16 protein-coding genes are annotated in these 17,650 nt (G+C 52.0%); 13 read left to right on the top strand and 3 right to left on the bottom strand.

What is annotated here, in order from left to right:
* Positions 1-53: 53 nt before the first annotated feature.
* Positions 54-680 (bottom strand): SCO family protein, encoded by a 627-nt coding sequence (locus BUA28_RS02890; protein ID WP_083569835.1) that lies wholly within the window; start codon positions 678-680, stop codon positions 54-56.
* Between the two features lie 284 nt (positions 681-964).
* Here BUA28_RS02890 and BUA28_RS02895 point away from each other — a divergent pair, with 284 nt between their 5' ends.
* From BUA28_RS02895 to BUA28_RS02905, 3 genes are all read left to right on the top strand, one after another.
* A complete protein-coding gene (locus tag BUA28_RS02895; RefSeq protein WP_072766683.1) occupies positions 965-2,497 on the top strand; it encodes a 2-isopropylmalate synthase in 1,533 nt (510 codons plus the stop codon).
* Positions 2,498-2,615: 118 nt separating this feature from the next.
* The gene (locus tag BUA28_RS02900; RefSeq protein WP_072766605.1) at positions 2,616-3,851 is read left to right on the top strand and encodes a YihY family inner membrane protein; all 1,236 of its coding nucleotides are present in this window, start codon (positions 2,616-2,618) and stop codon (positions 3,849-3,851) included.
* Positions 3,852-3,882: 31 nt separating this feature from the next.
* Positions 3,883-4,419 (top strand): TlpA family protein disulfide reductase, encoded by a 537-nt coding sequence (locus tag BUA28_RS02905; RefSeq protein WP_072766606.1) that lies wholly within the window; start codon positions 3,883-3,885, stop codon positions 4,417-4,419.
* Positions 4,420-4,545: 126 nt separating this feature from the next.
* Here BUA28_RS02905 and BUA28_RS02910 read toward each other — a convergent pair whose 3' ends face one another.
* A complete protein-coding gene (locus tag BUA28_RS02910) occupies positions 4,546-6,255 on the bottom strand; it encodes a proline--tRNA ligase (protein ID WP_072766607.1) in 1,710 nt (569 codons plus the stop codon).
* Positions 6,256-6,695: 440 nt separating this feature from the next.
* On the opposite strand from BUA28_RS02910, the gene BUA28_RS02915 reads away from it, so the two are divergent.
* The 10 genes from BUA28_RS02915 (at position 6,696) to BUA28_RS02960 (ending at position 16,041) form a co-directional block, all read left to right on the top strand.
* The gene (locus tag BUA28_RS02915; protein ID WP_072766684.1) at positions 6,696-7,268 is read left to right on the top strand and encodes an RNA pyrophosphohydrolase; all 573 of its coding nucleotides are present in this window, start codon (positions 6,696-6,698) and stop codon (positions 7,266-7,268) included.
* Positions 7,269-7,558: 290 nt separating this feature from the next.
* Complete coding sequence (locus tag BUA28_RS02920; RefSeq protein WP_072766608.1) at positions 7,559-8,554, top strand: cytochrome-c peroxidase; 996 nt, start codon at positions 7,559-7,561, stop codon at positions 8,552-8,554.
* 365 nt (positions 8,555-8,919) lie between these two features.
* A complete protein-coding gene (gene hfq / locus BUA28_RS02925; RefSeq protein WP_072766609.1) occupies positions 8,920-9,165 on the top strand; it encodes an RNA chaperone Hfq in 246 nt (81 codons plus the stop codon).
* Positions 9,158-10,324, top strand: a complete 1,167-nt coding sequence (gene hflX, locus BUA28_RS02930) for a GTPase HflX (RefSeq protein ID WP_072766610.1) — start codon at positions 9,158-9,160, stop codon at positions 10,322-10,324. Before hfq ends, hflX begins: the two co-directional genes overlap by 8 nt.
* A gap of 128 nt (positions 10,325-10,452) precedes the next feature.
* Complete coding sequence (hflK, locus tag BUA28_RS02935; protein ID WP_072766611.1) at positions 10,453-11,643, top strand: FtsH protease activity modulator HflK; 1,191 nt, start codon at positions 10,453-10,455, stop codon at positions 11,641-11,643.
* Between the two features lie 18 nt (positions 11,644-11,661).
* Positions 11,662-12,522, top strand: coding sequence for a protease modulator HflC (hflC, locus tag BUA28_RS02940; protein WP_371915203.1), 861 nt, complete (start codon positions 11,662-11,664; stop codon positions 12,520-12,522).
* A gap of 193 nt (positions 12,523-12,715) precedes the next feature.
* On the top strand, positions 12,716-12,901 hold the full coding sequence (locus BUA28_RS02945) for a DUF2065 domain-containing protein (protein WP_072766613.1): 186 nt from the start codon (positions 12,716-12,718) through the stop codon (positions 12,899-12,901).
* A gap of 46 nt (positions 12,902-12,947) precedes the next feature.
* Positions 12,948-14,117, top strand: coding sequence for an ATP phosphoribosyltransferase regulatory subunit (locus tag BUA28_RS02950; RefSeq protein WP_072766614.1), 1,170 nt, complete (start codon positions 12,948-12,950; stop codon positions 14,115-14,117).
* Between the two features lie 103 nt (positions 14,118-14,220).
* Complete coding sequence (locus tag BUA28_RS02955; RefSeq protein WP_072766615.1) at positions 14,221-15,528, top strand: adenylosuccinate synthase; 1,308 nt, start codon at positions 14,221-14,223, stop codon at positions 15,526-15,528.
* A gap of 66 nt (positions 15,529-15,594) precedes the next feature.
* Positions 15,595-16,041 (top strand): GNAT family N-acetyltransferase, encoded by a 447-nt coding sequence (locus tag BUA28_RS02960; protein WP_178297862.1) that lies wholly within the window; start codon positions 15,595-15,597, stop codon positions 16,039-16,041.
* 65 nt (positions 16,042-16,106) lie between these two features.
* Here BUA28_RS02960 and BUA28_RS02965 read toward each other — a convergent pair whose 3' ends face one another.
* Positions 16,107-17,459: a porin gene (locus BUA28_RS02965; protein ID WP_072766616.1), complete on the bottom strand. Its 1,353-nt coding sequence runs from the start codon at positions 17,457-17,459 to the stop codon at positions 16,107-16,109.
* Positions 17,460-17,650: the final 191 nt, after the last annotated feature.

A 17,650-nucleotide genomic window follows, 5' to 3' on the forward strand; every position in this document is an offset into this window, starting at 1 on the left:
AGTCTTATTTCAAGCCGGTGCAGTTATTTGGCGTTACTTGGTTTGGGTTTTACCTAATGAGCAGTTTCAAGCAAGCGCCGCACGTCTTGCGCCAAGTGCTCGTCGGAATCGGCGGACGTAGCAAGCAAGCGCGCTCGACCTTGTGAATCAAAAATATATACCGCATCACCATGATCGATACCGCCGGCTTCGCCAATCTTTGACCGAGGACGATAAGCTGCTCGATATTGTTTCGTAAGACGTTCGATATCGCTTGTTGTCCCGGTTAGTCCGATTGCACGGTCAGGATCAAATTGCGTGACATAACGGTGGAGGACTTGCGGCGTATCGCGTCCCGGATCAAGTGTGACAAACAGGATGCGCACTCGGTTCGCATCGTTTCCCAACAACTGCATTACGCGCGCGAGGCGAGCCATTGAAACCGGACACTCGGAATCGCAATTTGTAAACCCGAAGTACATCAATAGTAAATGCCCTTCATAAGTCGTTGGAGTTACAAGCCTGCCGTTATCGGCAGTCAGGGAAAACTTCAGGTCCGGCAGATGTCCGGTCACCTCTTCCACATGCCAGGGCTTCTGGGAAATGCATGCATTCAGGGCAAATGCGGCAAACGCTATCATCAGCGCCAAAATAAACCGGCCTGATACGAAACATTCCATTCTGATTACACTCTTGTTCATCGATAATTTTTTCAGGAATTATTCGTGGTGGAGTTGGCGCGCCTGATTTAATATAGCATTCAATATCGCTATTGCACGAATCGAGGAAACCCTTTATATTTCTCGCATGAAGCAAACAAACTACATTTCCCCGCTCCGCCTTTTACACCGCCCGCAGCTTCTCGCACGGCCGCTGCTGCGCTTCGCGCGCTAATATTATTCCCCCTCTCTAGTTTTTATCCTGCGGAATCGGTTCCTGGATTCTGTATCGCACTTCAAGTATGCTTCCAGAAACGGAGAAGTCATTGAAAGATCATTTAATTATTTTCGACACCACGCTGCGTGATGGTGAGCAGAGTCCCGGTGCGTCCATGACCAGAGAGGAAAAGGTGCGTATCGCACGGCAACTGGAGCGCATGCGCGTGGACGTAATTGAAGCAGGCTTCCCGGCCGCGTCCAACGGTGACTTCGAGGCGGTGAAAGCGGTAGCGGATTCGATCAAGGACAGCATTGTTTGTGGCCTCGCCCGCGCGACTGAAGCCGATATCAACCGCGCTGGTGAAGCTTTGCGGGGTGCGAGTTCGGCACGTATTCATACTTTTATTGCCACCTCACCCATTCATATGGAGAAGAAATTGCGCATGTCTCCAGACCAAGTGGTGGAACAGGCCGTAAAAGCAGTGAAATGGGCACGTCAATATACGGATGATGTGGAATTCTCACCCGAAGATGCAGGCCGCTCGGACATCACGTTCCTCTGCCGTATTCTGGAGTCCGTTATTAATGCGGGCGCCACCACCGTGAATATACCGGACACCGTTGGCTACACGATGCCGGAGCAATTTGGAAAGCTCATTCATACTCTGCGCGAGCGTATACCCGATTCCGATAAGGTGGTGTTTTCGGTGCATTGCCATAACGACCTCGGGTTGGCGGTAGCAAATTCCTTGTCGGCAGTCATGAACGGAGCGCGACAAGTTGAATGCACTATAAATGGCCTGGGTGAGCGTGCCGGCAACGCTGCGCTGGAGGAAATTGTGTTGGCGGTACGGACTCGCCAGGATTTTTTCCCCTGCGATACACGCATAGATACGGTTCATATTGTACCCGCAAGCAAACTGGTATCAGGCATTACCGGTTTTCCGGTTCAGCCGAACAAGGCCATCGTCGGCGCCAACGCGTTTGCTCATGAATCCGGCATACATCAGGATGGTGTACTCAAGCACCGCGAAACGTACGAAATCATGCGGGCCGAGGATGTTGGCTGGGGCGCCAACAAATTGCTGCTCGGCAAACATTCCGGACGCAACGCATTTCGCCGCCGTTTGGCGGAGCTCGGGATCGAATTGGAATCAGAAGAGGTGCTCAACGCCACATTTATGCGTTTTAAGGAGTTAGCGGATAAGAAGCACGACATCTTTGACGAAGATCTGCATGCGCTGGTTTCGGACGATGCCATGGCCTTACATGAACACTATAAGCTTCTGTCGCTCACGGCTCACAGCGAAACGGGAGAAACGCCCCATGCGAGTATCGTGATTGCGGAAGAAGGCAGGGAATCACGCGCCGAATCGGACGGAAGTGGGCCAGTCGACGCCACCTTCCGGGCGATTGAAAAAATCCTGGCCAGCGGCGCCGAGCTGCAGTTATTCTCTGTCAATGCCATAACGAGCGGTACCGATTCACAAGGGGAGGTCACGGTACGATTGCAGAAATCCGGCCGCATCGTCAATGGCAACGGGGCGGATACGGATATTGTCGTGGCCTCTGCCAAAGCCTATCTCAGCGCACTTAACAAACTTCACAGCAAGCTCGAGCGGGCCCACCCACAAGTGTAATCGGGGACTAGAAGGGCAGCATCATGGATCAGATGCAAGACCCGTTGTCTTGCTTCAAAAGCATAGGATACGCATTGGGTTTTTCTCTCAATCCTGTCGACTGGTCTCACAACTACTCATGAAATCCTCGCGGTCGCTGGATTTTATACGCTATGTTCTTGTGCGCTTTTTTCAACATAACTGCACACAGATCGCCGCAAGCCTCACCTTTACGACACTGCTCTCATTGGTGCCGTTGATCGCTATCGCACTGTCCGTAGTGGCGGCATTTCCCGCTTTCGGAGAAATGTCGGATCAGATAAAAACATTTATCCTCACTACGATGATGCCGGAAGCGGCAAACAAGGTGATCGCAGTATATATGCAACAGTTCGCTGATAATGCGGTAAAACTTACTGCCATTGGCACTGCTTTTCTGGGCGTGACTGCACTTGCCCTGATGTTGACGATCGATAAAGCGTTGAATTCCATTTGGCGCGTGGCGCGGTTGCGTCCGCTCTTGCATCGGCTGCTCATCTATTGGGCTGTGCTGACCATCGGCCCGTTGTTGATTGGCGCAAGCTTGTCGCTTACTTCCTGGTTGATCGGGATATCCATGGGCCTGACCCGGGATATTCCAGGCATTGATGTCGCACTTCTGCAGCTGGGGCCCCTAATGCTGACGAGTATCGCATTTTCGGTTCCCTATCTTATCGTGCCCAATCGTCAAATTTCCTTGCGTCATGCTGTAGCCGGCGGCTTGGCCGCAGCGGTGGGATTTGAGATAATGAAACAGGGATTCGCGTTTTACATCACCCGGTTTCCCACGTATCAGGCAGTATATGGAGCATTTGCCACTATACCTATATTTCTGATGTGGATTTATCTCTCATGGCTGATGGTGCTGCTCGGCGCTGTCATTGCCGCTTCCCTGTCAAGCTGGCGTTTTGGTGATTGGCGGCACGACGCGGCGGTTCAGGGTAAGCAATTCCTGGACGCATTACGCCTGTTGCAGATATTGGGCGAAGCCCTCAGGAAAGGTACGGTTGAAACCTATTCCAGTTTGCAACGACAACTAAAGCTGAATATGGAAGAAATGGAGCCGATACTGGCGCTCTTGACCCAGGCGAACCTGGTTCAGCAGGTAAAAACAGGAGGATGGGTTCAAATAATCGAACCCGAGCAGGTTACGGTGGCGGATATTTATCGCCTCTTTACATTTCGCCCCGAGGCGCTGCGGTCGACAGCGGCAGGTAGTGTAGAGCTGGAGCGTCTGCTGGAGAACATTACGACGGGTATGAATGAAAAAATGAATGTATCGCTAGCGCAACTTTTTGCGCCAAAACCCAATAATGAAGGGCATGTTTTCGCGTGAGTATTCCTTATAAAAGCGGATTCGGCAAGAAATGATTCGCTGCCTTTCTCAAGCCTCGTACCTGGTGCTGTGCCTGTTGATTTCGCTGCCGGTCAACGCGCAAGCGGTTAACGCCCAGACAACGGGCTTTACGTTCACGGATCATACCGGGAAAAAGCTCACGCTCTCCGACTATAAGGGCAAGTGGGTACTGATAAACTTCTGGGCGACGTGGTGTCCGCCGTGTCTGAAAGAAATTCCGGATCTCGTGTCGCTCTACGAGAGTCGAAAAAAAGATGTCATGATAATTGGCGTAGCAATGGATTATCGCGATCCGAAAACCGTGTTGAAATTCGTAAAATCCCTGTCCATTTCCTATCCAATCGTACTTGGCAATAGAAAAATTGCCGCGCAAATCGGCCCGGTGTCCATGCTGCCCACCACTTACTTGTTTAATCCGGATGGCAAGCCGGCAGCCTATAAGGTAGGGTTGATTTCCCGCGAAGACCTGGAAGAATTCATGCGGGAAGATTCCCGTGATTCAAAGGATGCGCGCTCAGGCAGGGTACCAAAACGAAAAGACCGGTAATTTCCGCGCTTGATTCTTATGCTTGAGAGTCGTCCGCTTGCCACACCATCATCGCACCTGAATCAACGCCGGGATCGCAACTGAGTAACGGCAAGCGCAGGTGAAAGCGAGAAGGGAACGTTTGCATCACGCCCCACATATTTGTAATTTTAAAAAATCACTCACATCCGTCAGAGGGACAATCTGCGATTTTTCATCCCGCCGTCCTTGATACTCGATATTTCCGGCCTTCAGGCTCCGGTCGCCGATGACAACACGATGCGGAATGCCGATCAACTCCATGTCCGCAAACATTACGCCGGGCCGTTCATCACGGTCATCAAGCAAAACATCGATACCAGCGCCGAGTATATTGGCATACAACCTCTCTGTTTCGATCCTGATCTGTGCGTTTTTCTTTAAGCCAATAGGAATGATGACGACTTGGAAGGGTGCGATCGCTGCCGGAAAAATAATACCGCGCTCATCATGGCTCTGCTCGATGGCCGCCGCTACGATACGCGATACGCCTATTCCGTAGCACCCCATTTCCATGGGCCGGGCTTGCCCGGATTCATCAAGGTAGGTGGCTTTCATCGCTTCGGAATACTTGGTGTGTAATTTGAAAATATGCCCCACCTCTATGCCACGGCAGATATCCAGCTTTCCCAGGCCATCCGGGGAGGGGTCGCCGGCAACCACGTCGCGGATGTCGAAAATATGGTCAGGCTCTTGCACGTCCCGGCCAAAATTAACATTGACAAGATGGTAATCCTCTTCATTCGCCCCGCAGACGAAATCGCTCATTGCAACTACCGCACGGTCCGCGATAAGCGGAAGGCGCAGGCCGACCGGCCCTATATACCCGGGAAGACAACCGGTTTGCACGCGGATTTCTTCTTCGCTAGCCAACCTGAAATCGGAAAGGAAAGGAATTTTGCGAGTTTTAGTCTCATTGAGATGATGATCGCCGCGTAGCAACAATAGATACATTTTTCCATCCGCAACGACCGCCAGCGTTTTTACGGCCTGCTCGACAGGAACGTTCAGCGCTGCCGCGACCTCTTCGCAGGTTTTTTTTGACGTTGTTTCGACTTTACGCATCAAGCCGTTTGCAGCCCCGCGGGGCTTTACCGGCTGTAGCGACTCGGCCATTTCAATGTTGGCGGCGTAATCAGAATCGGGGCAGAAAGCGATGGTATCTTCGCCCGAATCCGCCAAAACATGAAACTCATGCGAGCCACTTCCTCCTATCGGCCCGGTATCCGCCGTCACGGCGCGAAATCTCAATCCCAGGCGGGTAAATATGCGGCAATAGGCGTCATGCATTGCGCGATAGGTTTGCTCCAGGCTATCAATACCAGCGTGAAATGAATAAGCGTCTTTCATTACGAATTCGCGCGCGCGCATGACACCGAAGCGGGGCCGGATCTCGTCGCGAAATTTGGTCTGAACCTGGTAGAAAACGATGGGCAACTGGCGATAACTCTTGATTTCTCGCCGCGCTATGTCGGTAACAACTTCCTCGTGCGTGGGGCCAAAGCAGAAGTCGCGCTGGTGCCTATCCTTTATTTTCAACATTTGTGGACCGAATACATCCCAGCGACCGGTTTCTCGCCATAATTCGGCAGGTTGAACCGCGGGCATCAGAAGTTCCAGTGCGCCATTCGACTCCATCTCCTCCCGCACAATATTTTCAACCTTGCGCAATATTTTCAGGCCCAGCGGCATCCAGGTGTAAAGTCCGCTCCCTAGACGCTTGATGAGGCCTGCGCGCAGCATCAGCTTGTGGCTGACCAGCTCTGCTTCGGCAGGCGCTTCCTTAAGCGTGGAAATGAAAAAACTCGATAAGCGCATACGTGGTCCATCGTAACGATCAATGTGCAATTCTACTCTGAAAAGCGCTAACGTATTTTATCCGATCAGCATGTAATTGAATTTCATCGGGAAAATAGGAGCTATAATAAAAAGCCTGGCGCGATCTCTTCCTGAAAGATGTTATTCAGGCCCTTGCTACGCCAACTGGTGACATACTTGGGGCTGCCTTTTATTAAACCGTATGCCCGACATACCGTCACTCGTGAGTGACAAGCGCCTTTAAAATCCACCGGTGGAAACGGCGGTTTGAACGGATCCTCGTCATCCTTGGCATTGGGATAACGCGTTAAATAGCCCACTACCGGTCCCGCATAGCTTATTTGTACCTTACTTGTTTTATTAAACTCTGCACGCTTTCAATCTGGGACAAAGTGTGGAAAAATCGAATCCTATTGTAATGGATCAAACGGGTGAATCGCATGATCGACCGTAACGGATATCGCTCGAATGTCGGTATCATTTTACTGAACTCGAAAAACGAAGTATTTTGGGGTAAACGCATCAAGCAGGATTCCTGGCAATTTCCACAAGGGGGCATCAAACCGGGCGAGAGCCCGGAACAGGCAATGTATCGGGAATTGACGGAAGAAGTGGGTTTGCATCCTTGGCATGTGGAAATTATCGGCCGCACGCGGCACTGGTTGCGCTACGAGGTGCCCGATCAATGGATAAGACGCGATTGGCGGGGAAACTATAAAGGGCAAAAACAAATCTGGTATCTGTTGCGTCTCGTTGGGCGTGATTGCGACGTATCGCTGCGCACGAGTGTCCGCCCTGAATTTGATGCGTGGCGATGGAACCAGTATTGGGTCGAACTGGAATCCGTGGTGGAATTCAAAAGGCAAGTCTATCGCCAGGCTTTGACCGAATTGGCGCGCTTGCTTAACCGCCCTCTCCCGCCATTTGGTGGCGATAATAATAACGGTCGGTCCGGTTATGATGCCAGAGAACAGATTGTGTCCGCGCCTGCGAAACAGGGTGACCAACAGTGACTAAACCAGGAACTGGAGTTTTTATCGCGCAGCGTGAAATAAGTTGCGCTGTCACGGTTTTTTCGGCACCTTTGCACCTCACCGGTTGGTGGATGAGCCGGGCGTTCACTATTGCTCATGGTATTGCTGGAAGGCCTTGCTTTCCGGATACACCCCTTTTTTAAAGAGTATATTGTTGTGTCGGATATTTTTATTCTCGTCTTCGATCGGCAGATAAGCTTGCCCATGCTGCGATTTTATTAGGCGTAATCGGCTGCGCCATTACAGCCGCGTTTTTTAGGAGATTACCGATGATAATGCGGGCATTGATCATATCGCTGCTATCTGTTGGAACCATTGCCGCGCCCCCCGGGATGGCCGCTGATGAGCCCATCCAGCCGATTCAGGCCGCTGCGCCGAAGAATCAAAACATGGTAGAGCTGGGCAAGATGCTTTTTTTTGACCCACGTTTATCGAAGTCTGGATTCATTTCCTGTAACTCCTGCCACAACCTGAGCATGGGCGGCACGGACAATCTACCAACATCCATCGGCCACAACTGGCACGAAGGACCGATCAATTCACCGACGGTATTGAACTCGAGCATGAGTCTGGCGCAGTTTTGGGATGGCCGCGCCAAAACCTTGAAAGAACAGGCTGGAGGCCCCATTGCGAATCCCGGGGAAATGGGGTTCACCCACGAATTGGCGGTGGGTGTAGTACAGTCCATTCCCCAGTACCGGGCTCGCTTCAAAGAGGTGTTCGGTTCCGACAAAATTGACATTGGAATGGTGACTGATGCAATCGCCGCATTTGAAGAAACCCTGGTCACACCTGATTCTCGCTTCGATAAGTGGCTGAAGGGCGACAAGACCGCGCTCAATCAAAATGAACTGGAAGGATACAAGCTGTTCAAGGAGAGTGGATGTACCGGTTGTCACAACGGTCCTGCCGTGGGTGGGGCTTCCTATCAAAAAATGGGGGTGGTTGAACCTTATAAAACAAAGAGCAAGGCTGAAGGCCGGTTTGGCGTAACCGGCGCAGATGCTGACCGCATGATGTTCAAGGTGCCGACCTTGCGAAATGTGGAACTGACTTATCCCTATTTTCACGATGGCGCTGCTGCGACGCTGGAAGAAGCAGTAGATACCATGGGAAGACTGCAATTGGGCCGCAAATTCAGCAAGGACGAAAACGCAAAGATTGTGGCGTTCCTGAAGACACTGACCGGGAAGCAACCGGAATTCAAGCTACCGATCCTGCCTCCCTCAATCAACGAAACGCCAAAACCTAAACCATTTGGTTAATTACAGGATGTGTGATCTGGCAAACACAGGGCTGAAGTTTCATTGGATGTCCTGAACGCTTGCCCGGGCTGAATGATGGCCTGGGCAAGCGTTCGACCGCGGGGGGACTTATCATTCATTGCAGATTCAAGCCCACCGAGCGTCGCCCACGACTGTGCCCGCAAAAGTAGCAAATACTTTCTTATTGCTCTTTTTATTTCCTCCGATTTCATTTTCTGAAGGATCGGGATCGATCAGATTATCGATCACCGATGTGATCGGATATACAGGAATGACTTCCTGCGGCCTTAGCCTTCAGAAATATGGATTTACTCTTGAAAATCAAGTAGAGTTACTTCTTGAATAATTACAATACGGAGTCCCCGATGAGCGCTAAAGGGCAATTGTTACAAGACCCGTTTTTAAATACCTTACGGAAGGAACATATTCCGGTATCGATCTACCTGGTGAACGGAATCAAGCTACAAGGGCATATCGACTCATTTGATCAGTATGTGGTACTGCTGAAGAATACCGTAACTCAGATGGTGTACAAGCACGCCATTTCTACCGTGGTTCCCGCAAGGGCCGTAAACATTCCATTTGAGGCGCCCCCTATACCTGATGCTTGACCAACCTGTCGGGAATACGCTTAAAACCGACTCTGCTGCTGATTCCGCTGTATTGGTCAGCCTCGATCTTGGCGGCGGCGACTCGGCTGAAAATCTGGAAGAATTACGTCGGTTGGCGGCAAGTGACCAGCTTGCGGTTTCTGCAGTGATTAAAGGTAAACGCGCCAGGCCCGATCCAGCCACCTTTGCAGGTAGCGGAAAGGTGGCTGAAATTTTGCTTGCCCTCGAGCAAACCAACGCCTCGCTGGTTGTCTTCAATCATGATCTGTCTCCTGCCCAGCAGCGCAATCTGGAGCGTAACCTGGGGCGTCGCGTTGTAGATCGTACCAGCCTGATCCTCGATATCTTCGCACAGCGTGCCAAAAGCCATGAGGGTAAGTTGCAGGTGGAACTGGCGCAACTTGAGCATCTCGCCACTCGCTTGGTACGTGGCTGGACGCATCTGGAACGCCAAAAAGGGGGTATTGGCCTGCGCGGCCCCGGCGAGACCCAGTTGGAGACCGACCGGCGCTTGATCGGGAAGCGCGTAAAGCTTCTTAAAGAAAAACTCGTTAAATTTCAGCGCCAACGCACATTACAGCGTCGTTCCAGGCAGCGGGCTCAGGTGACGGCTGTTTCCATTGTAGGCTATACCAACGCCGGAAAATCCACGCTATTCAATAGCCTGACTCATGCCCAGGCCTACGTCGCCGATCAGTTATTCGCCACGCTGGATGCCACCACCCGCAAAATGTTTATCCCTGATCGGGGACCGCTTGTGCTTTCAGATACGGTGGGCTTTATCCGGGACTTGCCTCATACGCTCGTTGCTGCGTTCCAGGCCACACTTGAAGAAACCGTACAGGCCGATTTATTGCTACATGTGGTGGATGCGGGGAGCCCTAATCGCGCTGAGCAGATCGATGAAGTAAATAAGGTGCTGAAGGAAATCGGCGCTGACAGGATTCCCCAGATACTGGTGCTGAACAAGGTAGACCTGATCAATTTATCCGTGGGGCGCGCGGGTTATCGGCGTGATGAGTATGGTAGAATCGAACAAATTCGGCTGAGCGCGAAAACGGCCGAGGGGCTGGAGTTTATCAAGTTGGCATTATCGGAAGCAATCGAGGCGCGCACTTTACAAGAAGTCGATAAGCGACTGGGAAGTGGCGGTGCTTGATTGGCGAATAATGATTAAACTATTGGGCAAATAATACGATTTGTATTTCTACGATAGGCTGAAGTTTAGCGTTTTTCACCGTATCGTTTGATGGTTTTATCTACATTAAACAGAAAATAGGAATCATCATGGGATTAAACGATCCTCAGTGGGGAAGAAAAAAAGGTAATTCCGGTCCACCTGATCTGGATCAAATGTGGCGCAACTTCAACAAGAAGCTCAATAATCTTCTAAAACGCAAAGGTGGGAGCGGCGGCGGATCGAGCGGTGAAGGGGGCGGCGATAATCCCCGGCGATATGGCGGCGGTATAGGACTGCTTCTTGGATTGCTTCTGCTGCTGTGGGTAGCCAGTGGATTCTATATCGTGAACGAGGGCCAGCGAGGCATCGTATTACGTTTTGGTAAATATGTGGAAAGTACCCAGGCAGGCCTGCGGTGGCACTTGCCATATCCGGTGGAAGTAGTGGAAGCCGTTAACGTGAGCGGGGTGCGTACGGTAGAAATTGGCTATCGGAACAATGTAAGAAGCAAGGTATTGAAGGAATCGCTGATGCTGACCGATGATGAGAATATCATTGATATTCAATTTGCCGTGCAATACATCCTCAAGAATCCTGAAGAATTCTTGTTTAACAATCGCGAGCCCGAAAATGCGGTGCTACAGGCAGCAGAAACGGCAATACGTGAAATTATCGGTAAAAGCAAAATGGATTTCGTGCTCTATGAGGGACGCGAACAAGTAGCGGCGAAAGCGACCGAGCTGATGCAGGGTATTCTCGATCGTTACAAGATAGGAATTGCCATTAGCAAAGTGACTATGCAAAATGCGCAACCGCCGGAGCAGGTTCAGGCGGCCTTCGACGACGCTGTTAAAGCGGGCCAGGATAGGGAGCGGCAGAAAAATGAAGGCCAGGCCTACGCTAATGATGTCATTCCCAAGGCCAAGGGTAACGCCGCGCGTCTGCTGGAAGAGTCCGAAGGATACAAGCAACGGGTGATCGCAAGTTCAGAGGGTGAAGCCAACCGGTTTAAACAGGTTCTTGTTGAATATAACAAAGCGCCCGTTGTAACGCGTGACCGGCTTTATCTGGATATGATGGAACAGGTGTTGTCCAACACCAGCAAAATTCTTGTGGATCAGAAAGGTGGCAACAATCTGCTTTATCTGCCGCTTGATAAACTGATTCAAGCGAGTGGTCCCTCGTCCTCATCCGCGGTAGCGCCCGAGGTGGCATCCGCCTCGGCGCAAGAGGTTGTGCCTGACAGTGCCGCACGCACCCGCGAGGCGTTTCGTGGCCGTGAACGGGAGACAAGATAAGTGAAAAAGTATACTTCAATGCTGCTGGGCACTCTTGTCGCCCTGATTGTTCTCGCTGCATCTTCACTGTATATCGTGGATCAGCGCCAGCTGGCGATCTTATTTCAGCTGGGTGAGGTGGTTGACGTAAAAACATCGCCTGGTCTGTATTTCAAGATTCCTTTGGCGCAAAACGTGCGTTACTTTGATTCGCGTATCCTGACCATGGATACGGCCGAGCCGGAGCGTTTCATCACTTCCGAAAAGAAGAACGTGCTGGTAGATCTGTTCGTAAAATGGCGAATCGTCGACGTCAAGCAGTATTACGTCAGTGTTCGGGGAGACGAAATGCTGGCGCAAACCCGGCTTGCGCAAACCGTGAATTCCAGCCTGCGTGATGAGTTCGGCAATCGCACGGTACATGATGTTGTTTCGGGAGAGCGCGACAAGATCATGGAAATCATGCGCCAGAAAGCTGATGCCGACGCACGCAAAATTGGCGTGGAAGTCGTGGACGTGCGGCTGAAGCGGGTGGATTTGCCGCAGGAAGTGAGTGAATCGGTCTACCGCCGTATGGAAGCAGAGCGGAAGCGCGTGGCTAATGAATTGCGCTCCACCGGGTCGGCGGAGTCCGAAAAAATTCGTGCCGACGCTGACCGCCAGCGCGAAGTCATTCTCGCTGAAGCTTATCGGAAGGCCCAAGAGGCAAAGGGTGAGGGCGATGCGAAGGCCTCGGCGATCTATGCCGCCGCTTTTCAGCCAAATCCGGAATTTTATGCTTTTTATCGTAGCCTGGAAGCCTATAAGCAGAGCTTCAAGAACAAGAGCGACATGCTGGTTCTTGAGCCCAGCTCCGAATTCTTCAAGTATTTGAGAAACTCCGGTCGCGGCGCTAAGTGAACTGCGAATATTGATGACTCGCCCGAAGGCGGTTGCTTGCAAAACTTGACCTGCTGATGGGCCGCAAGCGTGGAGAATATCGCAAACACGGGCTGGCATGCGAATGCTGGCTGTTTCTTACGTGTTTTCCCATCGAAAGATGAGTTCGCTTACGCTACAAATTATCGGACGCGTATAGCGAGGTTATGCCGGCATGTGGGATACTTTATTAATGGCCTTCGCGCTGGTGCTGGTGTTGGAAGGGCTTTTTCCGTTTCTGATACCTGGCATCTGGCGCGAGACCTTCAAGAAATTGACCGACGTTGACGACAATCACCTACGTTTTATCGGCCTCACCTCTATGCTGGCAGGGCTTCTTCTACTTTACCTCGTAAATTAGACCTGCGCTGTCGCGCTTCTCTTCAGAATGCAATTGGAACATAAACATGCGCGCATGGGTTCTCCCCGAATATATTGAGGATATCCTGCCTGCCGAGGCGCTTCGCATAGAGATGATGCGCCGGCGCATCATGGATTGGCTATTCGTACACGGGTATGAACTGGTGGGCCCGCCTTTGCTGGAGTATGTGGAATCCTTGCTTAAGGGCAGTGGTGGCGGCACGAATTTACGCATGTTCAAGGTGGTGGATCAATTGAGCGGACGCATGATGGGACTACGTGCCGACATGACGCCTCAGGTTGCCCGTATCGATGCGCACCTGCTTAACCGCAAGGGCATTACCCGCCTCTGCTATGCGGGTAGCGTATTGCATACCGTGCCATCGGGTTTGACTCGTACCCGGGAGCCGCTCCAGGTGGGTGCGGAACTTTACGGCCATGCCGGCTTGGAAAGCGACCTGGAAGTCCAGCGCCTTATGCTGCAATCTCTGGCAATCGCCGGGATAGGCAAAATTCATCTCGATCTCGGCCATGTTGCCGTATTCCGCGGGCTGGTGAGAGGCGCCGGCATCCCATCCGAGCTGGAGGCAGAGTTATTTGGCGTATTGCAGGCCAAGGATGTTTGTGGGCTGGAGAACCTTTGCGCTGGTCTGGATAAACACGTCGATGCGGGTGCTCAGCGGGCGTTGCTACTGCTACCCGAGCTGTACGGCGGCAAGGAAATACTGTCGCTTGCGCGTAAGCAGCTTCCGGCTTATCCGGAAATCATGACAGCGCTGGATGAACTGGAAACGATAGCCGTGGAACTGGAACCCCTGGTCGATACCCTGGCGTTTGATCTGGCTGATCTACGCGGCTATCACTACCACAGTGGCATGGTCTTTTCCGCCTATACCCGCGATAGTCCCAACCCGATCGCCTTGGGTGGACGTTACGATGAGGTCGGCAAGGCGTTCGGAAGAGCCCGTCCAGCCACCGGATTCAGCATGGACTTGCGGGAATTGTCCGGTTTGGTGCGGCCTGATCTCTACCCCAGGGGGATTCTGGCTCCGTACGTTAAGGGGGACAAAATCCTGGAAAAAAAAATTGAGCAGCTTCGTAGCGAAGGCAAAATCGTGGTGGTTGAATTGCCCGGGCATGGGGATGAGCAAGACACTTTCAACTGTGACAGAAAGTTGACACTGAAAGGCAACGTTTGGTCAGTAGTCGAAATCTGAACTCGAAGCCTGACGATGCGGCACAAGAAAACTTTTCTGAAACTCTTTCCTTTTTTCCCTGCATTGCCAAGGTTCGGCAGTGTACTAATTAAAGATTACTGACATGGTTAAAAATGTAGTTGTCGTTGGAACCCAGTGGGGCGATGAGGGCAAGGGCAAGATCGTAGATTGGCTGACTGATCACGCTCAGGGTGTCGTTCGGTTCCAGGGCGGCCACAACGCCGGGCACACGCTGGTCATTGGCGGCAAGCAAACTGTACTGCACCTGATTCCTTCGGGAATTCTGCGTGATGATGTTGCTTGTTATATCGGCAACGGCGTAGTTGTATCTCCCCAGGCACTGCTCGATGAGGTGGATATGCTGAGGCACGCGGGAGTCGATGTAGAAGGAAGGCTACGCATAAGTGAAGCCTGTCCACTTATTCTCCCTTGCCACGTCGCCCTTGACAGCGCCCGGGAAACCGCCAAAGGCCTGGATAAAATTGGCACGACAGGACGGGGCATCGGGCCCGCGTATGAGGATAAGGTAGCCCGGCGAGCGGTGCGACTGCAGGATTTGTTTCATCGTGACCGCTTTGCGGCGAAGCTGGGAGAGATGCTGGACTATCATAACTTCGTGCTGAAAAATTATTTCCACGCTCCGGTGGTCGATTTTCAGCAAACGGTGGATGACACCCTATCCCTGGCTGAACGTATCAAGCCAATGATGGCGGATGTGCCGCGGCTTTTGTTCGAAGCCAACAGGGCCGGTAGCAATCTTTTATTCGAGGGGGCACAGGGCACGCTGCTTGATATCGATCATGGCACCTACCCGTTCGTTACCTCGAGCAATTGCATTGCCGGCGCGGCGACAACAGGGAGCGGAGTCGGTCCGCAAATGCTGCATTATGTTCTCGGCATTACCAAGGCTTATACCACGCGCGTGGGCGCAGGGCCTTTCCCTACTGAGCTGGTTGATGATGTCGGGAGGCATCTCGCCAAGCGAGGCAACGAGTTTGGCGCAACTACCGGACGTCCGCGCCGTTGTGGCTGGTTCGACGCTGCCGCATTGAAGCGCTCCATCCAGATAAATGGCATTTCGGGTTTATGCGTTACAAAACTTGATGTATTGGATGGCGTCGAAACCTTGCGCCTGGGCGTGGGCTACAAATGGACCGGCAATGGTGAAGGAGAGCAATTCAGGGAGATCCTGCCGGTAGGCGCGGAAGAGCTCGCTTGCTGCGATCCGGTTTATGAGGAAATGCCAGGATGGACCGACAGCACGGTGGGGATCAAGAATTTCAATCAGCTACCTTTGGCAGCGCGCAGGTATTTGAAGCGCATGGAGGAGGTCTGCGAGGTGCCGGTAGACATGATATCGACCGGACCGGATCGCGAACAAACGATTGTGCTACGGCATCCATTTGCCTGACCTGACAATCAGTACCTTAAAGGCGGGGCTGTTTGGAAAACCCGAGTATTTCCGGATCGGCGCGCGATGACACTATTCGTCAAAAAAGACTTGAGCGCCTACGCCGTGCGCGCCGCAAGCTGGCATGAGGATATTCAGGCGCTACGCGGAATACGCGAAGCAGTTTTTATCCGCGAACAAGGTGTTCCCCCCGAACTGGAATGGGACGAATTTGACATGAATTGCATTCACGCACTGGCGTCAAACTCAGCGGCTAATCCTGTCGGCACGGCACGATTATTACTGGATGGTTCTATCGGACGGATGGCAGTGTTAAGGGAATTCCGAGGAAAACGGGTCGGCACCGCATTGATGCACTGGTTATTAAGAGAAGCAGAGAGTCGTCAGATGCAGCACGTCACCTTGAATGCACAGGTACAGGCTATCGAATTTTATAAGAAATTCGGTTTTCAGGTGACGGGGAAAGCGTTCCTCGATGCGGGGATCTCACACGTCAGAATGGTTTTGCGATAGCTTATTCGACAACCGCGGTTCTTATCCGCTACCTGTACCTGATGCTTTCTTTAAAGCCACTTTAATTAAAAGGGAACCATAAAATCGAGGGATAGCACAACCTGATCTTTCTTTCCGCCAAAGGGCCGATAAGTTGCACCGTGCAGCGCATCCACGTTGTCATACCGTACGTTTGGACGAACGTTAAACTGTTGCATCGGCTTCCAGTCAAGCTTCAGCGCCTTTGCCGCTTTCCAGTTCGCACCGACCGTGACCGCGTAGTAGTCGGCAGGCATACTTGTGCTGTTGCCGGGAAGGCCATGTCCTAACGCGTAGCTGATACCCCGGTTATTCGTGGCGGCGCTCACCCGACCGGGCGAGAAAACACGAAACCCGTCTCTATCACGGAACCACTCGCCACGTATGCCCACAGACAATTCGGACGTAAGATCATAGTACAAATGGGTGTTGATGCCATACCACTCGGCGTTCTTGTTGACGCCGTTCAATAAAACGCCGCCGGCATAACCATGGTCATGTTGCAAAACAAAATGAGTTTTGCTCGTGATCCTGTGCTTCAGCACAACGCTATACATTCCCCAAGGCTCGTTGCTTCGCGTGGAGGTTTCACCGTAGGTGCCGCTTATGTTGGCCGAACTGCCCATATCGTCGCTGGTCCAGGTGATACCGGCTATCCCGCCCCAGTTGCCTAATTGCTTATCAAAACCGCCGTCCCAGCCACCGGTGGCGCTACCGGTGGTAACCGCGCCTATAGTCGACCAGTTCCCGTTGATCTTGTAATTACCCAGAACCCCCGTATGGGTGAAGGGTTCGCCATACTGCATCGTGTAGGCATGGGTGTAAAAGAAATTGTCGGGGGCTGGAACAGACTCATAACCGATAGGCGTATAAAAATGGCCAGCCTTGACGTTCAGGCCATTGCCGACCGGAACATACACCTCCGCGTACGCTTGGGGGATCGCGATACCGTAATACCGCGTCGAAGCACAGCACAAGTCGAGATCCCAATTGCTTCTGCTCAAAGGCTGCCCGGAATTCACGTCGAATGCCGGAACACCATAAGCTTGGGTAAAAATGGCGTCCGTACCGAACATGAAATCAAAGCGCCCGCCAATATCCCACGTGCTGCCCTCAGCCACTACGGGGCGTTCTATAAATATATTGAACTGGTTCAGTTGGAATCGATTGGAACGATCAGCAAAAGTCACCGGACCATTAAAGCCGCTGGCCTGGCCGGGATTGAAAGTGGCTCCACCATTGATCCAGCCACCCATCCTTATCCCGCTGTCTTTTACCCATTCAATCGCGGAATCAACACTGGCATCGGCGTGCGCATTGGTTGAGCTATCAACCGCTGCGAACAGGCTAACCGCAGAGGCAAATATCATCCGGCTTCGACGTTTGGGCACGCATGACATAAGTGATTCCCCTTAGGTAAAGACACCACAACTATAGTTGTTATTTTTTTGTCAACTTAACATAACAAATATCAATTAAATGTTGGTTTATTGTGAAATAGTTGTGAACATTCAAGGAAATTGCGTACAGGGGTGAGTTAGGCCCTATTAGGAAACGGACTAATCTTTGAAAAAAATCAGCTTTTTCCCTT

It is taken from the genome of Nitrosospira sp. Nsp11 (assembly GCF_900142705.1).
Taxonomy (GTDB): domain Bacteria; phylum Pseudomonadota; class Gammaproteobacteria; order Burkholderiales; family Nitrosomonadaceae; genus Nitrosospira.